Annotated in this window: 14 protein-coding genes and 1 tRNA gene; 6 read left to right on the top strand and 9 right to left on the bottom strand. The window is 68.7% G+C overall.

What is annotated here, in order from left to right; translation table 11 throughout:
* Positions 1-1,846: 1,846 nt before the first annotated feature.
* The 4 genes from FZN60_RS11655 to FZN60_RS11670 all read right to left on the bottom strand — a co-directional run bounded on the left by FZN60_RS11655 (position 1,847) and on the right by FZN60_RS11670 (position 6,450).
* Positions 1,847-3,925 carry an AAA family ATPase gene (locus FZN60_RS11655; protein WP_158873652.1) on the bottom strand — a complete coding sequence of 693 codons (2,079 nt, stop codon included), beginning with the start codon at positions 3,923-3,925 and terminating at the stop codon, positions 1,847-1,849.
* 179 nt (positions 3,926-4,104) lie between these two features.
* Positions 4,105-4,383 (bottom strand): hypothetical protein, encoded by a 279-nt coding sequence (locus tag FZN60_RS28650; protein WP_199266546.1) that lies wholly within the window; start codon positions 4,381-4,383, stop codon positions 4,105-4,107.
* 88 nt (positions 4,384-4,471) lie between these two features.
* A complete protein-coding gene (locus FZN60_RS11665; RefSeq protein WP_158873653.1) occupies positions 4,472-5,143 on the bottom strand; it encodes a hypothetical protein in 672 nt (223 codons plus the stop codon).
* Entirely contained in the window at positions 5,140-6,450 is a 1,311-nt protein-coding gene (locus FZN60_RS11670) for a tyrosine-type recombinase/integrase (protein WP_158873654.1), read from the bottom strand. The genes FZN60_RS11665 and FZN60_RS11670 overlap by 4 nt, the downstream gene beginning before the upstream one ends.
* 133 nt (positions 6,451-6,583) lie before the next feature.
* Between FZN60_RS11670 and FZN60_RS11675 the strand changes: the two genes are divergently transcribed.
* Positions 6,584-6,665: transfer RNA gene (locus FZN60_RS11675), tRNA-Glu, on the top strand.
* A gap of 285 nt (positions 6,666-6,950) precedes the next feature.
* Here the strand turns inward: FZN60_RS11675 and FZN60_RS11680 are convergent.
* Positions 6,951-8,276, bottom strand: coding sequence for a DUF2793 domain-containing protein (locus tag FZN60_RS11680; RefSeq protein ID WP_158873655.1), 1,326 nt, complete (start codon positions 8,274-8,276; stop codon positions 6,951-6,953).
* A gap of 189 nt (positions 8,277-8,465) precedes the next feature.
* Here FZN60_RS11680 and FZN60_RS11685 point away from each other — a divergent pair, with 189 nt between their 5' ends.
* A complete protein-coding gene (locus FZN60_RS11685) occupies positions 8,466-9,281 on the top strand; it encodes a TrmH family RNA methyltransferase (RefSeq protein WP_158873656.1) in 816 nt (271 codons plus the stop codon).
* A 3-nt stretch (positions 9,282-9,284) separates the two neighbouring features.
* Here the strand turns inward: FZN60_RS11685 and FZN60_RS11690 are convergent, their stop codons facing one another.
* Positions 9,285-10,226 (bottom strand): coiled-coil domain-containing protein, encoded by a 942-nt coding sequence (locus FZN60_RS11690; protein ID WP_158873657.1) that lies wholly within the window; start codon positions 10,224-10,226, stop codon positions 9,285-9,287.
* A 101-nt stretch (positions 10,227-10,327) separates the two neighbouring features.
* Positions 10,328-10,918 (bottom strand): DUF1134 domain-containing protein, encoded by a 591-nt coding sequence (locus FZN60_RS11695; protein ID WP_158873658.1) that lies wholly within the window; start codon positions 10,916-10,918, stop codon positions 10,328-10,330.
* Between the two features lie 262 nt (positions 10,919-11,180).
* On the opposite strand from FZN60_RS11695, the gene chpT reads away from it, so the two are divergent.
* On the top strand, positions 11,181-11,846 hold the full coding sequence (chpT, locus tag FZN60_RS11700; RefSeq protein ID WP_158873659.1) for a histidine phosphotransferase ChpT: 666 nt from the start codon (positions 11,181-11,183) through the stop codon (positions 11,844-11,846).
* Between the two features lie 112 nt (positions 11,847-11,958).
* Entirely contained in the window at positions 11,959-12,348 is a 390-nt protein-coding gene (locus FZN60_RS11705) for a response regulator (protein ID WP_158873660.1), read from the top strand.
* Between the two features lie 184 nt (positions 12,349-12,532).
* Here FZN60_RS11705 and ctrA read toward each other — a convergent pair whose 3' ends face one another.
* The gene (ctrA, locus tag FZN60_RS11710; protein ID WP_158873661.1) at positions 12,533-13,231 is read right to left on the bottom strand and encodes a response regulator transcription factor CtrA; all 699 of its coding nucleotides are present in this window, start codon (positions 13,229-13,231) and stop codon (positions 12,533-12,535) included.
* Between the two features lie 370 nt (positions 13,232-13,601).
* On the opposite strand from ctrA, the gene FZN60_RS11715 reads away from it, so the two are divergent.
* Positions 13,602-13,970, top strand: coding sequence for a flagellar export protein FliJ (locus tag FZN60_RS11715; RefSeq protein ID WP_158873662.1), 369 nt, complete (start codon positions 13,602-13,604; stop codon positions 13,968-13,970).
* Between the two features lie 158 nt (positions 13,971-14,128).
* On the opposite strand, the gene sciP is transcribed toward FZN60_RS11715, so the two are convergent.
* Complete coding sequence (gene sciP, locus FZN60_RS11720; protein ID WP_158873663.1) at positions 14,129-14,419, bottom strand: CtrA inhibitor SciP; 291 nt, start codon at positions 14,417-14,419, stop codon at positions 14,129-14,131.
* 229 nt (positions 14,420-14,648) lie between these two features.
* Here sciP and mnmA point away from each other — a divergent pair, with 229 nt between their 5' ends.
* Positions 14,649-15,866, top strand: coding sequence for a tRNA 2-thiouridine(34) synthase MnmA (mnmA, locus tag FZN60_RS11725; protein ID WP_158873664.1), 1,218 nt, complete (start codon positions 14,649-14,651; stop codon positions 15,864-15,866).
* Positions 15,867-15,871 lie beyond the last annotated feature (5 nt).

Genomic DNA, 15,871 nt, shown 5'->3' on the forward strand with positions numbered 1-15,871 from the left:
GCCTGCGATTGGAATAGCCCTTCTGCCACCATTAGCGCTCTTGCTGAGCTTGATCAACGAAGTGGGGATCCGATGAGCGTGATATGTTGGGATGAGCGTGGTAGCGGAAACGCTGCCGACCGACATCGCACATGGACCAGCTTGTGTTCGCAATTTTCGATAAAATCTGGCAAAATTTTTGCGTCGAGGCTGTGCGCGAATTTCAGGCGGGTCTTACGTATTGGTAGCCGCTGTCGCTGGTTGATATGTCTGATCGTAGTAAGAGTATGTCCGAAAACGGGTTGAGTGATTGAGGCGAGGCGTGTTCCAGGAGGTGTCTGACGTCTAGCCGGGAAGCACCATGTGGACCCAAACTACCCGCGGCAGCATAGCCGCGATCACCTTTGATACGGCACCGATTTAACCGACTCCAGATGGGCGATCGCTGAGCCCATGCTGTCGGCGGGCTGCCCGCCCGTTCGTCGTCTGGCGTGGCGGATGTGCGAGATTGTCATCGCGATCTTCTATGTTCCGTGTGGCGGCATTCCCTGTCGCTTCCTCCCGAAGGACTCGGCGCTCAGGAGTGCGGTGCTTGACCACTTCTGCCGCCTCTTTGACGAGGGCGCTTGCGCCTGCATTAACCATCGCCTCATCATGTTCAATCGCGAGCGAGTGGGTCGTGAGGCTTTGCCCAGCGGCGGCGTGATCGGCAGGAAGACGCGTCGAGATCATGGAAACTGGCGGGCCGTGCGGCTACAACGCCAGCAGGAAGATCAAGAGCCGCAAGCGGCAGGCTATGCTCGATACGGACTGGAAGGATGCAGAGGCAATGCTCGCCTCCGCCACAGCCAGCCTCTATGCCGCCTCTGTTATGTTCCTTACACTCTGCCTTGAACGCTCGTCATGATTCTCAATAGACTTCAAGCTCAACTGCAAAGTAGGATGACTGGCATCTAACCTCAATGCCGATCCACGTGCGCGCGCGTGCTCGTATGGTGCACCCGCGGGCGCGCAACGCTAATAAGGATATATCTCCAATAGCGCGTCGAATATCTAGTCGTTCGGTTCTTTTATTAGGCGGATGCTAGGTTGGCATCCAGATGCGACAATCCGTTCCGCCGGGGTCTATAGGTTTTTTGACGAAAGGTCTGTTGAGGTTTGCGCCGGGCTACGGCGCGGGCCCTCTGCCGGAGATGCCGGGGAGGGGCTGCGGCAATTTTCGCCGCTGGACGAGCTGCTGGCGACATCGGCACGCTGGAGGCCCCTCCAGCGCTCGCGAGACGCCCGCCCAACGGCGCGTAGCCCCCGGCGCCGGCGCGAGCCGCCTGCGACGCTCCAGGCGATGCTGTGGCGCCTCCGCCAATCGAAGCGGCCGGGGCGGCGGCCGGGGCCGCTGCGCAGGCCTCCTTTCGCACGTCTCTGCATCGCGCTATGGTTGTGCATCCACATCACAGGAGGCTGCATTGGCAGAGCACAGGGCGCGCCCCGCGCGCACGGACAGATTCGTTGTCGACATGGACGCCGTGGTCCCGCTCATGGCGGACGAGCGGTTCGTTCCCGCCACGGAGGAGGAGGCCGCGGCTGGCATCGGCGACCGCATCGTCGGGCCGGATGGCCGGGAGCGCCCGGCGCTGGCCGGAAGGGCCGGGATGGCGGCCATCGCCGCCATCGAGGCAGAGCGCCGGGGGGGAAGGCCGCGGGTAAGGCCGTAAAGGCCCCGAACAAAATATCTCTACGGCCTTACGGCCTTACGTGCTTGCCGGGGCCCTACCCTGGGCAAGGCAGCCCCCCGGCCAAGGCCGTAAGGCCGTAACCCCGTAAGGTCCCGCGGCCCCCGGCGCTTACGGCCTTACCCGCGGCCTTCCGCCTAGATCGGCAGCTCCTGCTCTACGCCGGGTAGGTGCCACATCCACCGGCCCCCGCGTCCCTGTTCCTTCTTCGCGATCACGCCGACGTCGGCCTTCGCCGCCTCAAGTGTGCGCTCGCCGATGCCGAGCTCCCCGGCGCGCGTCTTCACCTCGATTGCCGGCATGGCGCCCTCCTTAAGAAGTCTCCTAAGCAGAGCCCTTGCCTCGTCGATCTTCTTCCCGCGCCTCTCCTCCCTCACGGAGGGATTCAGCGCCTCGTCCGCGCTTATCTTCACGCGGCCATCCCAGGAGACGGCCGGGGCTGTGATGCCGTCGCCGTTGTCGCGGACCACGATCCTGTATGCGAGACTCTGTTCGTCGCCATCCGGCCCAAGATTGTTCTTCGCGACCGAGAGGATGCGGCGGCCGGTCTCCTCCTTCTGCTTGTGCCCGTCCTCGCCCTCGGTAACCTCGACCTCCTTGGTCACAATGCAGGCCGTGCGCACCGCCGCCACGAAGGCGCCACTGCCCTGGATGGCGTTTATGGCCTCGCCTCCGGCCTTACGAAGATGCGACACTAGAAGAACGGCGACGCGGTGCTCCTCCGCCAGCTTCTGGACCGGCGCGAGGATGCCGCGAACGTCGGTGTTCCTGTGGGAGTCGATGCTGCCAAGGTATGCCGACACAGGGTCTATGATCACGAGGCGGGTGTCGGGCTGCTGCGCGAGGATGTCGCCCAGCATGGCCACGTCTCTGCCGAGATCGAAGCCGCGCTGTCCCTTGCCGGTGCGCACTGCCTCGACCACGCGGGCACGGGCAGGATCGCCGCCGGCCGCATCCCAGCGCGGACGGATGGTGTCGGTCGGGTCGTCCTCCGCCGACAGCAGGATCACGTCGCCCTCTGGCGCCGTGCCCTCGCCCTCGGGCCAGCGGCCTCCGCGCGTAACCTGGGCACCGATCCAGAGGGCGAGGTTCGACTTGCCCAAGCCGGGCTGTCCCGCGAGCATGGAGACCTTGCCCATGGCGAAGCGCCCCGGCCAGAGCCATTCGATCGGCTGCGGCGTCACGTCCGACAGGCTGGTAACGACCGGAACGTCGGCCTCGCCCTTCTCCACCGGGCGCCCCTTGGCCCGCCCCTTGGCAATCTGCCTGCGGAAGATGTCGTCGAAGACGCGCTCTGCCTGTCGATCGCCCTCGGGATCCTGGCTTCGCCTGTGTCGCTCCACCCAGGCCGGCAGAAGTGCAGCTCGAACCGCTGCCTCGGTCAGGTCGGTGTCCCGAGTCCAGCGTCCAGCGGCAAAGAGCACACTGGCGAGGACGTTGTTCGCGCCCCGAACCGGCGCCGCCGCAATGGTCGCCGCCCAGCGCACGAGCCGGTCGGCCACATCGCGGGCATCGACATCGGCGCGCTCGGCCGGAGCCTGCCTGCTGCTGGCGGGGGAGGAGGCAGGGCGGGCGGCGGCGAGTGCCGCGACCTGTGCTGCCGAGACGCGGGACTTCTCGACGGCCGCGACGAACTGCTCCAGGTCCATCGGCATGCCGCCGGAGCGCACGCCATAGCGCGAGGTGTGGTCGCCCCCGTGATACGGCATGTTCAGAACGCTGGGGTTGTCGGTGCCCTCGCTCAGGATCTCCTGCTTCGGAAACACCTCAGTAGCAGAGGGTAGGCCAAGAGTTGCCCGCATGTTATCTAGAACTGCGCGCATGTTGCGAGCCGAGACCGGCTCACTGGCAAAGAGATATATGTGTGCCCCGCCGGACTTCGACTTGCAGACGACAAGAGGAAGCTTCTGGTGCTCGATCTTAGCGACCAGATCGGCGTGGTTCACGTCGTAGGAGTCGACGTCGAGGCAGCCGAATATGCAGGTGTCGTCGTCGCGAATGGGCGCGACTACGAGGCCGTCGCCGCCGTCGAGATGGCGCTGCCATGCAGACAGTGTCACCGGTTCCCTGCGAGCGGCATAGGCAGGTACAACCTTCTCGCCCGGCTCGTAGGAGTCGCGCATGGCCGCGGTGGCATGATATCGCTCGTTTCCGGCGAAGATGGCGTGGAGCAGCGCCGCGTAGTCCGGCGCCGGCATCTCCAGAGCGGCGCTCATCGGCTCCTCCTCTGGCACTTGTCTCGCCGAAGGATGTAGCAGACCAGCGCGCCGAAGCTCGATAGGCCCGCGGCGGACCTGAGGCTATACTCGGTGGTGGTCGAGAGAGACGACGGCCACTCCCTGCTCGCGACGCCGCGCTGCCCAGGCGCGGCGTCTCTTCTCTTGCGGGGCATCGCTCAGGCCTCCCCGCGTCCGAGGGCGCCGAGCGCCCGCTCCGACCGCCGCTTCAGCGCCGCCGCCTGCCGAGCCACCTGCTCGCGCTCGGCCTCGCCGGGAGCGGAGCGCGCGGCGCGCCACGCCGCCTCGGCCTCCACGGAGACGCGGACGACCGAGCCGAAGCGCATCTCGCTCGGGCCGAGCCCCTGCGCCTTCATCTTGTAGTAGGTCGGTGTCGAGATACTGTTCCTCTCACAGAACTCTCGAATGCCGAATGCCATCTTCTCTACAGCAGTCATGCTGCAATCTCCTAGTAAATACTTACAGCTATAAGCGTAAGCCCTTACTAGCCTGCACGTATAGGTCGCGGTCTGACCGCGGGGGTTTTTATTTACTGGAGGAGATCGGAGCAGAGTCGATGGCGCGCAGTATTTGGCGCAGTGGGCTGCGGTCGCGCCTCAGCTCCTCGCGGTAGTCGTGCAGAAACCGCTCCAGCTGTGCGCCGGACATGCCCTCCTCGGCGGCGACGAACTCCATCGCGCGCTCGGTCCGACGCCCCTTCGGTATCGTGGGAGACAGGCGTCCGAGGCCGTGAGCATAGACGTCCACCCGGCCGCGCAGGTCCACAAAGCGGGATATAAGACCCTGCTCGGTAGCAGTGCCCGACGCCGACACCTTCGCCGCGGCGGCCGGGTTCACGACATCAGCCTCCAGGGCATCGGCCAGGAGGCTCAGGAGCATTGGCGAGGGCGCTCCGGCGCGCAGGATGGCGGCCAGCGGCGCGGCGTCCCTCTCGGCCAAGCCGCCAAGAGCAGCGAGAAGCGCCTCGCGCTCGCCGGGGGCGAGCTTCCGGGGAGGGGGCTGCGACGGCGGCGGAAGTGCCTGCATCGCGGCCTCCGCCTCGTCGTGCATTTCCAGGAAGCGCTCCTGGTCTCTGCCGTAATCCCTGTCCCAGCGGTCGGCTGTTCGTAGCTCCAGAGCGGCGAAGTTGGCGGAGAGCCAGTGGTGCTGGCCCTCCCGGTCCGCCCATGGCGGGCCCTCGCCTGGACCCGTCGTCAAGGCGCCCGCCGCAGCGGGACCACGCTGCTCTGCCGCGCGACACCGAAGCGCGGCGCCGCCGCCCGAACCGCCTCGTCCATGTAGTCCTCCGTCAGGTGGCCGTAGTGCTTCTCGACCATGCGCGTGTCGGCATGGCCCAGGTTCTCCGCAACGACCATCAGCGGCATACTGTTCATCACGGACAGGCTCGCCCAGGTGTGGCGCAGCTGGTGGAAGCCGATGGGCTCCACCCGCGCGGCCCGACAGGCGACGAGCATGGGCCGCGACTGGTGCGAGGGGCCCCAGGGCGCGCCGTCGCCTCGCAGCAGCATTCGCTCGTCGGCGGGGCGGCCGGCGGTCAGGCTGCGGAAGAACTCGGCGCCCTCGTCCGACAGGCGGACCTGCCGCGCCTTGCCGGACTTGGACATGCGGATGGTTATGCGCCCGCGGGCGAAGTCGCGGACCTCCAGGGCGCAGAGCTCGCCGTACCGGCAGCCCGTCATAAGGGCAGCGTGAACGAGGTCGCGGAAGCCAGAGGCGGCGTTGGCGGCGTTCAGCAGGCGGGCGGCCTCCTCCTCCGACAGGTGGCCGGGGCGGGCGGCGTCCACCCGTCCGAAGGGCTTCACGCGGCGCCAAGCCGTGTCGTCCGCCACCCGGCCCAGGCGGAAGGCGTGGTTCAGCACGGCCTTCAGCACCGTCACGGTGCGGTTCACGGTGGCCCGCCGGCTGCGCAGGGCGTCGCCCACAGCGGCGGTCTTGTGGCGCTGCTGCTCGCCGGGGCGGGTGCGCAGCCGAGCAGGGGCCGCGGCCATGGCGTCGCGCCAGCGGACCAGGGCGTCGGTCGTAAGGGCGTCGACGCGCCTCTCGCCGAAGGCCGGGAGGATGTGCGTGCGGGCGCGGCCCTCGACCTCCCGCAGCGCCCCCGGCCGCTCCAGCCGAAGGTGCGCGACGTAGTCGGCGACGGCCTCGGCAACTGTTGGCGGCCGGGAGGCCTCATCCGCCACGGCCGCGACCTCTGCCCGCGCCGCGGCGACTCTCTCGTGGGCGGCGCGCTGCGCGTCGGCGAAGCTCAGGTAGAGCGTGCCGTCGGCGTCCTGGTAGTCGTCGGCCAGCCCCAGCCGCTCCTCGCTGTACCGGCCGACGCCCCTGGCGTCCTTGCCCAGGTAGCGCCGCGCCGACCATGCGCCCGGCTGGTCCGCCCGCCGCCGCGTGTAGCCGAGGTGCAGCGCCCCCGGCACGAGGCAGCGCCAGTGCGGCTTGTTCTGCACCGGCAGGCGGGCCCGCGCCGCCCTCGTCTCCATCTTCGCGTCCCTCACTGCCCTAGCCATGCCCGCTCTCCGTGTTAGGCGACCTAATGCCCACCTAATATACCGGGGCAAGCGACTGCAAGCTAGGGTTTAGCTTGCGCGGTCGACACGCCGAGATTTAACAGGGGCTTAGAAAGCTATGGCAAGCAAGCGCGGGCTCGTACAGGCTAACCTATTGGTTGCAAATGCGCCCTCTCACGGCGCAAACAGGGGTTCGATTCCCCTTGGGCGTGCCACCGGATTTTCCCATCTACTTTGATATCTGCCGGTTCGGCGTTTCGCAGGAAATTGGCTATCCGACGCTGGCCTGATCCGGGCGGAGCGCGTCAGGCTTTGGTCACGTGGTGGCCAGACGTCGCGGCACCATGCTCCGCAACGATCTGCCTCGGGGATCTCCAGGAACAAGGGGCCCGCTGCTGACTCAAGGCAGCGGGCGGCGATTCCCGCCCGCTCGATCCTGTTGGCTCGGTCGAGGAGCACTGCGTCCCTTAGGAATGGCAGTGGTCATCGGCCGGCATGCCCTATCCGAAAAGCCGCGGGTTCATCAGGAGGCCGAGGGTCGGGGGGAGGTCGACGTGGCCGGCGATGAGCTTCGGCAGGGCGAGGAGGATCTGCGCGCCGGCCGTGCCGAGAAGCTGGAGGGCGCGCTCGTCGGTTCCGGTCGCGCCCGGCAGGCCTTCGATCGCGACGTGGCGCCAGCCGTCGCTCGGCTGGAGAAGGGCGGGCTGACGGGGAACGGGCGCGCCGTCGATGGCGGTTCGCTGCGCCGTGGGCGCGTCGGCGGCGATCGCCGCGCGTCCCGACAGCACCTTCAGGTGATAGGCCGCGGTGTAGCGGCCGGGCAGGGCCGCCGCGGCCAGCCGGACGGCAAGTCCGAAGTTCTCGCCGGCGATCGCGACGGGTTCGGCGAGCGTCGCACCGAGGCTCACGCGCAGCACGAACCATTCCGGGCCGAAGCGTCGCGCAGCCGGCGCGCGAATCGTGTCCACCAGCGCTTTGACGTCGGCGTTGAGGGCCGGACCGGCGCCGCCATAGTCGGCGCTGTCGGCGACGAACTTGGCGTGACCGGCGAGGGACCCTCCAGCGGGAGCGGAGAGATAGGTCGGCGCGCCGTAGGTGATGTTGGCGACCGCCGCGTTGTTGGCGTTGCCGTTGAAGCGGCCGCTGTCCGGCAGGAGGTTCATCTGCATCTCGCGCGACACGCGGCAGGCGCCGATGACGGTCTCACCCGTCGCCGCGTCGACGCGCAGCGCCTCGCGCCAGCTCGCGCCGTCGGCGCTGGTCTTGATGCGGAAGGACTCGTCGCCCGACAGGCCCATTTCCGCCCGGCCGGAATAGCCGGTCTGGAAGACGAGGCTCGCCGTGTCGCCGGCCGCCGCCTTGTTGATCTTCATCTGGTGGCCGGCGCCGCGGTGATCGAACAGGGCGGCCGCGCTCTTCACGGCGAAGCGGTTGGTGATGTCGGCATCCGCTCCGATGCCGAGCCGCTCGATGCCCTTGAGCACGCTGGCTGCGAGCGGCACCCAGCCCGCGCCGTCATGGGCGAGGAAGCGGTTCTCGCTCGCGACGAAGGCGATCCAGCCGGCTTTCGGCGCGTGGAACCGCCAGGCGCCGGCCTGGAACGCGGCGAGGGCGCCGTCCTGGCCCGCGAAGCTCCCGGTGGCGCCGGGCGCGACGATCACGCGCGCGCCCTCGGTCGGGGCGGCCGGCGGCGCGGAGGCGGCGGCGTCCGACACGGCGAGCTGGACGAGGGCGTCGATCGCCTCGATCGCCTCGTTGTGGGTCAGGTGCTTCTGCGCCTGGGCCGGCATGATCAGGGGCAGCTTCAGGTGGGCGGTCGTGTCCATGTGATATCCTCGCGCGACGATGCGCCGGACCCTAGGCGCGGCCGCAAGGGGCGGGGACAAGTCGCGCGGCGCGCTGACTTGCCACGGCGGATCCGCTCGGGGAAAACCTCCGCAAACGCCACCTCGACACAGGAAGCGCCCGGACATGCCGAGAGCCGCCCGCACCGCCGATCTCGGACCCTCTCCGCGATGAGCCGGCTCGTGCCCGTGTCCGACCCGGCCGACCCGCGCCTCGCGCCCTATCGCGACGTGCGCGAGCGCGATCTGACCCGGGCGGGCGAGCTCGTCGCCGAAGGGCGGGTCGTTCTCGACCATCTTCTCGGCGCGGCGGCGGCCTTCGCGCCCGTCTCGCTGCTCGTCCTGCGCAATCGTCTGGCGGGCCTCGAACCTGTCCTGGATCGCCTGCCGCCCGACTGCCCCGTCTTTGTCGCGGAAGGCGCGGTGATGGACGCCGTCGCCGGCTTCGCGGTCCATCGCGGCGTGCTTCTCCACGCCCGCCGCCGCGCCGAGGCGCTGCCGGACTTCGCGGCGCTCGCCGCCGAGCTCGGCCGCACGGGCGGCGTCGGCGTGGTCGGCATCGGCTTGTCGAACCACGACAATGTCGGCGCGCTGTTCCGCAATGCGAGCGCCTTCGGCGCCCGCTTCGTGGCGCTCGATGCCGGCTCCTGCGACCCCTTCTACCGCAAGGCGATCCGCGTCTCGGTCGGTGCGGTGTTCTCCGTGCCCTTCGCGCGGGTCGCCTCGGCCGCCGACGCGGCTGAAACGCTGCGAAGGGCGGGCGTCCGCTGCCTGGCGCTGACCCCGCGCGGCGCCCGGCTCCTGGCCGCGCTGGAGCCGGCCGTGCCGTCCGCCCTGTTTCTCGGCGCGGAGGGCGAGGGCCTGCCGGAGACGGTGATCGGGGCCATGGAGAGCATCGCGATCGAGATGGCGCCGGGCCTCGACAGCCTCAACGTGTCGACCGCCGCGGCGATCGTTCTCCACCACCTTTATGCCGGGCGGCGCTGAAGCCTAGCGGCCGCCGCGGATGCGGTCGGCGAGCGCCGAGCCGCCGTCGCCCTCTTGGCCATCGAGGATCTTCCTCACCGGCGAAGCCGTGCCCTCGCGCTCGGCGGTCAGCCGAACGACGTGGGCGGCGATGTCGTCGATGCGCGCGCGGATGCCGTTCTCGGCGAGTTCAGCGGCGGTCATGTCGCGGGCGGACAGGTCCGCCTTCAAGGAGGCGAGCGCGGCGGCCGGACCCGCCTCCGGCTTCGAAGCGGGCGTCGCGGCGCCTTGCGGCACGTCGCGGCGCACGACGGCCGAAACGCGCTCCTTCAGACGGGCGTCGGCCCCGGCGCGCGAAAAGGTGCCGCGGTCGGGGAGGGCGCGCCGAGCCGGCGCATCCGCTTCGCTGCGGGCGGTGAAGAGCGAGCCGGAGCGCTCCTTGCGCGTCCGCATCGCCTCGAGCGCCGCTTCGCGCTCGTCGGCCAGGGCCGCGAGGTCCCGGTAGCGCTCCGTCAGGATCGCGCGCTCCTCGGCCTCCGCGTCGGCCTCGCTGCGTGCGGCGGCGAGCGCGTCCTCCAGGCGGGCGATGTCCTCTGCGGCGAGGCGCAGGCGCTCGCGCTCCTGCGCGACCTCGTCCTCCAGAAGCGCGACGCGGTCGTCGACGAGGCGCAGGCGGGCGCGCAGCTCGCCGTTCTCCGACAGGACGCGCCCGGCTTCGGCCCGCTCGCGCGCGGCCTTTTCACGAATCTTGGCGGCGAGGACGTCCTGGCGCCGGATCTCCACGGCCGCTTCGGCGCGCACGGCGTCGATCTCGGCTCGGATTTCGCGGGCCGAGGCGGGGATCTCGGCCCTGTACTCGCGGAAAGCGAGCCGCTGGGCCTTGCGCCAGACGAGGGGCGCGAGAAGCAGGGCCACGAAGCTCGCCGTGAGGAGCCCGAGAATAAAGAACAGGCCGGTCTGGATCATGCGATTTCTATGCCCGAAACCTCGGCCCTTCGCCATTGCGAAAACGGCCGCTCGAAGCGCGGCCGTTTCTCAAGGTCATCCGGGTGTCGAGATGGGGCGCGTCAGAAGGGATTCCAGGTCGGCATGGGCGTGACCTTGAGGTAGCCGACGTTCAGCCCGAGCCGCGCCCCGACGCCGGTCTTCACCGGCACCATGACCACGTCGCCGCGCTTGAGCACGGTCATGCCGACGCCGCCCACGAGATAGGCCGAGCCGGTCACGCCGCCGAAGCGGCCGTAGACCGCATTCACCGACGGAAGGTTGTAGACGAGCATCATCACGCGGGCGCCGTCGCCGCCGACGTCGAAGCCGAGCGAGGGGCCCTGCCAGAAGAGGCGGTGCTCGCCCGCGTTCTTGGTGAACAGCGTGCCCTCGCCGAAGCGCAGGCCGCCGATGAAGGCGCCGGCCCCTTCCTCGCCGAGGATGTAGCCGTTCGGCACGCCGTAGGACTGGAAGGCCTGCTCGACGAGCTGGGCGAGCCCGCCGGACGTCGTGCCGAAGAAGCGCTGCCCCGAATTGATCACCTCGTCCATCGTGTAGCCGGCCTGCTGGGCGCTGGCCGTCGAGGTCGAGGGGAGAAGGGCGAGAAGCACGGCGAAAGCGCCGAAGAGTGCGGCCAGGGGGCCACAGCGTCTGTTGCATATGCGCAGCATGTCCGGTCCTTTTCGGTTCCGTCGGAATGCGCCGAGGCGGAGCGCCGGGACCGGCGCCGCCGCGCGGTGCGGCTCGCAATCCTGCGCAGAACATGGTTTCCGAGTTGCTAACGCGTCGACGCGCCGTGCCCGGCGCGAACGATCCGAAGCTTGCCGCGGCGCCCGCCGGAATGTTGACGCAGGGCGGGCTCCCGACTCATTGTCCGTTTCAGATCGGGACGACGCGATCGCCGGCCCGCCGACCCTCATACTTGCGAAGACGATGAAGCTCCCGAACCTCGCCGCTCCGGATCTGGCGTCGCTGCTTGCCAGCCGCCTCTGCCACGACATCATCTCGCCTGTGTTCGGCATCCAGAGCGGGCTCGAGCTTCTCGACGAGATGCCTGACGACGCCGAGTCGATGGCGCTGGTCCGCAAGTCGCTGAAGAGCGCCGTCGCCAAGCTGCAGTTCTCGCGCATCGCCTTCGGCGCGTCCGGCTCCACCACGGCGCAGATCGACCTCGGCGAGGCGAAGAGCGTCGCCGAGGGCTTCATGGATTTCGAGCGCGCCAACCTCGTCTGGTCGGGCGAGCGGGCCTACGTCCCGAAGAACCAGGCCAAGCTCCTCCTCAACCTGCTTCTCGTCGCCAACGCCGCGATTCCGCGCGGGCGCGAGGTCTCGATCGCGGTGGAACGGGTCGATCCCGAGCCGCGCTTCGTGGTGAAGGCGGTCGGCAAGCCGCTGCGCGTCCATGCCCGCCTCGTGCGCTGGCTGAACGACGAGGTCGACGAGGAGCCGATCGACGCCCAGGCGATCCAGCCCTTCTATACCGTGCTCCTCGCGCGCGAGACCGGCCTGTCCGTCACGCTGTCCCAGGACGAGGAGAGCGCGACCTTCATCGTCGAGCCGGCGCCGGTCGCCGCGTCCGACGCCGTGGCGCCGGCCTGAGGCCTTTCATTCTTTTTTGAGCGTGTTCCTCAACCCGCCGCAAAGGCGGGCAGCCTAGCCTGCGACCCATCCTCCCGTGCGGAGGGCGGGCGCCGGCATGCGGGAGCGGTTCATGAAGACGTGTTTGATCGTCGACGAGTCGAGCGTTGTTCGAAAGGTCGCGGCGCGAATCGTCTTCCAGCTCGGCTTCGAGGTCGATGCCCAGCCTTGCGTCGCCGACGCTCAGCCGGTGATCGCCAAGGATGGTTTGCCCAGCCTCCTGATCGTGGCCGCCACCACCGCCTCGGCCGACGAGGTCCTGGCCTTCGTGCGCGCGTGCCGCGCCCGGCCCGATGCGCGCTCCGCCTCGATCCTCGCTTTGCTCGTCGAGGCCAATCTCGGCCTCATGACCCGCCTCAAGCGCGCGGGCGTCGACGGCTTCCTGTTCAAGCCCTTCACCCGCGCCGAGATGGCCGCCGGCCTGTCGCCCTTCATCGGCGCCGTCGCGTCGGAGGCGGCATGAAGCGCGGCCTCGTGCGCGCCGCCGGACGCCGGCGCTCCAACGCTCTCGATCCGCACGCGAAACGGCCGCCGGAGGTGTCACCCGCCGACGGCCGCGCTTTGGTGGTCTTTCCGGCCGTCGCGGCCGGGGGAGTGGGCGCCGGGTCCGACCCTGCGGCTGGCGCCGCGGGACGCCGGGCGCCCGATCAGGCGGCGCCGGCGCGGGCCTCGTCCGGCTCGCGCAGCACGTAGCCGCGGCCCCAGACCGTTTCGATGTAGTTCTTGCCGTCGGTGGCGTTGGCGAGCTTCTTGCGCAGCTTGCAGATGAAGACGTCGATGATCTTCAGCTCCGGCTCGTCCATGCCGCCGTAGAGATGGTTGAGGAACATCTCCTTGGTGAGCGTCGTGCCCTTGCGGAGCGAAAGGAGCTCCAGCATGGCGTATTCCTTGCCGGTCAGGTGAACGCGCTGGCCGTTGACCTCGACCGTCTTGGCGTCGAGGTTCACCGTCAGGTCGCCGGTGTGGATGACCGACTGGGCGTGACCCTTCGACCGCCGGACGATGGCGTGGATGCGCGCCACCAGCTCGTCCTTGTGGAAGGGCTTGGTCATGTAGTCGTCGGCGCCGAAGCCCAGACCCCGAACCTTGTCCTCGATGCCCGCCATGCCCGACAGGATCAGGATCGGGGTCTTCACCTTCGAGAGCCGCAGCGTGCGCAGCACCTCGTAGCCCGACATGTCGGGAAGGTTCAGGTCGAGCAGGATGATGTCGTAGTCGTACAGCTTGCCGAGGTCGACGCCCTCCTCGCCAAGGTCCGTCGTATAGACGTTGAAACTTTCCGACTTGAGCATCAGCTCGATGCTCTGCGCCACCGCGCTGTCGTCTTCGATCAAAAGAACGCGCATCCAAAGTTCCTTTTCTAACCCGGCCGACGGGCACGATCGGCGAGGGTCGATCTTGTCTAAAATCCGACCGAAACATGGCACGGATTGGTTAACAATTACTCAGGGTCCCGAGGCGGCGGATGCTGATCGGGCGAGCGACGCGAGAAGCAAAGCCGGTTCGGCACCGCCCCAAACAGGGGATGCCGCCTTTTCCCGCCGATGCCGCCAGTCTGCTCCCCTCGATTTACCCCGCCTTAAATCCTGACCCCTATGATTAACGGTGCGCGTAAACAGGCGGTTAAGGTGATAAAGCGAGAGCCTTGTCCGAAGCCCGCCTGCGCTCGCGCCGGATGGTCCCGACGGGACCCCTTGTGAGCGAAGGACGTGGAGTATGAAGCGCGACAACCTTGTCCGCCTGGCGCGGTTCAAAAGCGTCGAGAAGCGCCGGCAGCTCGAGCAGCTCGAACTGATGATGAACGAGTTCGGCCGCATGGCCGAGGAGCTCAAGGCGCAGATCGCGCAGGAAGAGAAGAAGTCGGGCATCACCGACGTGACCCACTTCGCCTATCCGACCTTCGCCAAGGCGGCTCGCGGCCGCCACGACAACCTTCTGAATTCGATGAAGGATCTTCGGGTGCAGGTGAACGCCGCCCGGATCGCGCTCGAAGAGGCCGAGGCCGAACTCGGCAATGCCGAGAAGCTCGAGCAGCGCGACAGCGCCCGCGATGCCGGCGAGGAGCGCCGCGCCGCCGCCGGCTGAGCCGCGGGCATCCCAGGGCCTGGCACGAACAAGCAAGGGCGGCTCCTTCGAGCCGCCCTTTTTCGTGAGGGCGGCTGCACCCGGCTCCTTTGCGAGGCAACAAAAAAGCCGGCGCGAGGCCGGCTCCTTTGGTCGACGGGCGCTTTAGCTCCGTCTGGTCAGTGCAGATCCAGCTTCTTTCGATACTCCTGGATCTGCGTCGTCCGAAGCCCGGCCAAGCCGTGGCTGTCGATCGACATCTGCCAGGACAGGAACTCCTCCACCGTCAGCGTGTAGCGGGAGCAGGCCTCGTCGAGGCTGAGCAACCCACCGCGAACGGCGGCGACGACTTCCGCCTTTCGGCGGATCACCCAGCGACGGGTGTTGGACGGCGGCAGGTCGGCGATCGTCAACGGACTCCCATCGGGGCCGATGACGTATTTCACGCGCGGTCGCACATGATCGGTCATTGCACTCTCTACAACAATCAAAGACCCAATCGTGACAAGACCCTAGCGGTCCGCTTTTAAAAATCCGTCAAACAGATCGGTCGAACTTGCGTGATGGGGCTTGACGCAGGCCTCGTTGCTTCCCAACCCCTGTTCATCCACAGGAATTCGCGTTTTTGGCCGCGTTCGGCTAGAAGGACGCGCTCCCAATCCCGCGACTTGTGCCGCCCGCGAGCCGAACCGACGATCCATGACCGACGCACGCCTCAACAGCCTCGACCTTTCCAAGCCCGCCGCCGACACGCGCGTGGTGGTCGCCATGTCCGGCGGCGTCGATTCCTCGGTGGTCGCGGCGATCCTGGCGGCGAAGGGCTACGACGTCGTCGGCATCACCCTCCAGCTCTACGACCAGGGTGAGGCGGCGCGGCGCTCGGGCGCCTGCTGCGCCGGCCAGGACATCTACGACGCGCGGCGCGCGGCCGAGACGATCGGCATCCCGCATTACGTCCTCGACTACGAGACCAATTTCCGCGCCTCGGTGATCGAGCCCTTCGCCGACAGCTACCTGCGCGGCGAAACGCCGATCCCCTGCGTCGCCTGCAACCAGACCGTCAAGTTCCGCGACCTTCTGGCCACCGCCCGGGAGCTCGGCGCGGACGCCCTGGCGACCGGCCACTACATCGAGAGCCGCCGCGAGGCGGACGGCCGCCGCTCGCTGCGCCGTCCCTCCGACCTCGACCGCGATCAGAGCTATTTTCTTTACGGGACGACGCGCGAGCAGGTCGATTTCCTGCGCTTTCCGCTCGGCCGCCTCACCAAGCCGGAAACGCGGGCGCTCGCCGAACGGCACGGCCTCGCCGTCGCCAAGAAGCCGGACAGCCAGGACATCTGCTTCGTGTCCAAGGGGCGCTACGGCGACGTGATCGAGGCGCTCCGCCCCGGTGCCGGTGTTCCCGGCGACATCGTCCATCTCGACGGGCGCGTGCTCGGCCGCCACGAGGGCATCCTTCACTACACGATCGGCCAGCGCCGAGGCCTGCGCGTCGCGACCGGCGAGCCGCTCTTCGTCGTCAAGGTCGAGGCGGATACGGCGCGGGTGATCGTCGGCCCGCGCGAAGCGCTGGACACCCGCCGGCTGGACCTGCGCGAGCTGAATTGGCTCGGCGCCGAGCCCGCCGCCACGTGGGCGGACGAAGGGCGCGAGATCTTCGTCAAGGTGCGCTCGACGCGCCCCCCGGCGCCGGCGCGGCTCGTCTCGGCGGGCGCCGACGGCTCGGCCGTCGTCGAGCTCGTCGGGCCGGAAAGCGGCGTTTCGCCGGGCCAGGCCTGCGTCGTGTTCGACGGGGAGGGGGCCGGCGCCGAGCTGCTCGGCGGCGGCGTCATCGCCCGCGCCGAGCGCGCTTTCGAGGCAGCGCCCGGCCGCACCCGGCTCTTCGAGGCGCCGGCCCTGCGCGCCGCGCGCGCCTGATCCGG

It is taken from the genome of Antarcticirhabdus aurantiaca, assembly GCF_009765365.1.
Taxonomy (GTDB): domain Bacteria; phylum Pseudomonadota; class Alphaproteobacteria; order Rhizobiales; family Rhizobiaceae; genus Antarcticirhabdus; species Antarcticirhabdus aurantiaca.

Coding starts and splice junctions, on each gene's coding strand:
- FZN60_RS11655 (WP_158873652.1), bottom strand. CDS start 3,925: ATGAGCGCCGCTCTGGAGATGCCGGCGCCGGACTACGCGGCGCTGCTC.
- FZN60_RS28650 (WP_199266546.1), bottom strand. CDS start 4,383: ATGACTGCTGTAGAGAAGATGGCATTCGGCATTCGAGAGTTCTGTGAG.
- FZN60_RS11670 (WP_158873654.1), bottom strand. CDS start 6,450: ATGGCTAGGGCAGTGAGGGACGCGAAGATGGAGACGAGGGCGGCGCGG.
- FZN60_RS11680 (WP_158873655.1), bottom strand. CDS start 8,276: ATGGACACGACCGCCCACCTGAAGCTGCCCCTGATCATGCCGGCCCAG.
- FZN60_RS11685 (WP_158873656.1), top strand. CDS start 8,466: ATGAGCCGGCTCGTGCCCGTGTCCGACCCGGCCGACCCGCGCCTCGCG.
- FZN60_RS11690 (WP_158873657.1), bottom strand. CDS start 10,226: ATGATCCAGACCGGCCTGTTCTTTATTCTCGGGCTCCTCACGGCGAGC.
- FZN60_RS11695 (WP_158873658.1), bottom strand. CDS start 10,918: ATGCTGCGCATATGCAACAGACGCTGTGGCCCCCTGGCCGCACTCTTC.
- chpT (WP_158873659.1), top strand. CDS start 11,181: ATGAAGCTCCCGAACCTCGCCGCTCCGGATCTGGCGTCGCTGCTTGCC.
- FZN60_RS11705 (WP_158873660.1), top strand. CDS start 11,959: ATGAAGACGTGTTTGATCGTCGACGAGTCGAGCGTTGTTCGAAAGGTC.
- ctrA (WP_158873661.1), bottom strand. CDS start 13,231: ATGCGCGTTCTTTTGATCGAAGACGACAGCGCGGTGGCGCAGAGCATC.
- FZN60_RS11715 (WP_158873662.1), top strand. CDS start 13,602: ATGAAGCGCGACAACCTTGTCCGCCTGGCGCGGTTCAAAAGCGTCGAG.
- sciP (WP_158873663.1), bottom strand. CDS start 14,419: ATGACCGATCATGTGCGACCGCGCGTGAAATACGTCATCGGCCCCGAT.
- mnmA (WP_158873664.1), top strand. CDS start 14,649: ATGACCGACGCACGCCTCAACAGCCTCGACCTTTCCAAGCCCGCCGCC.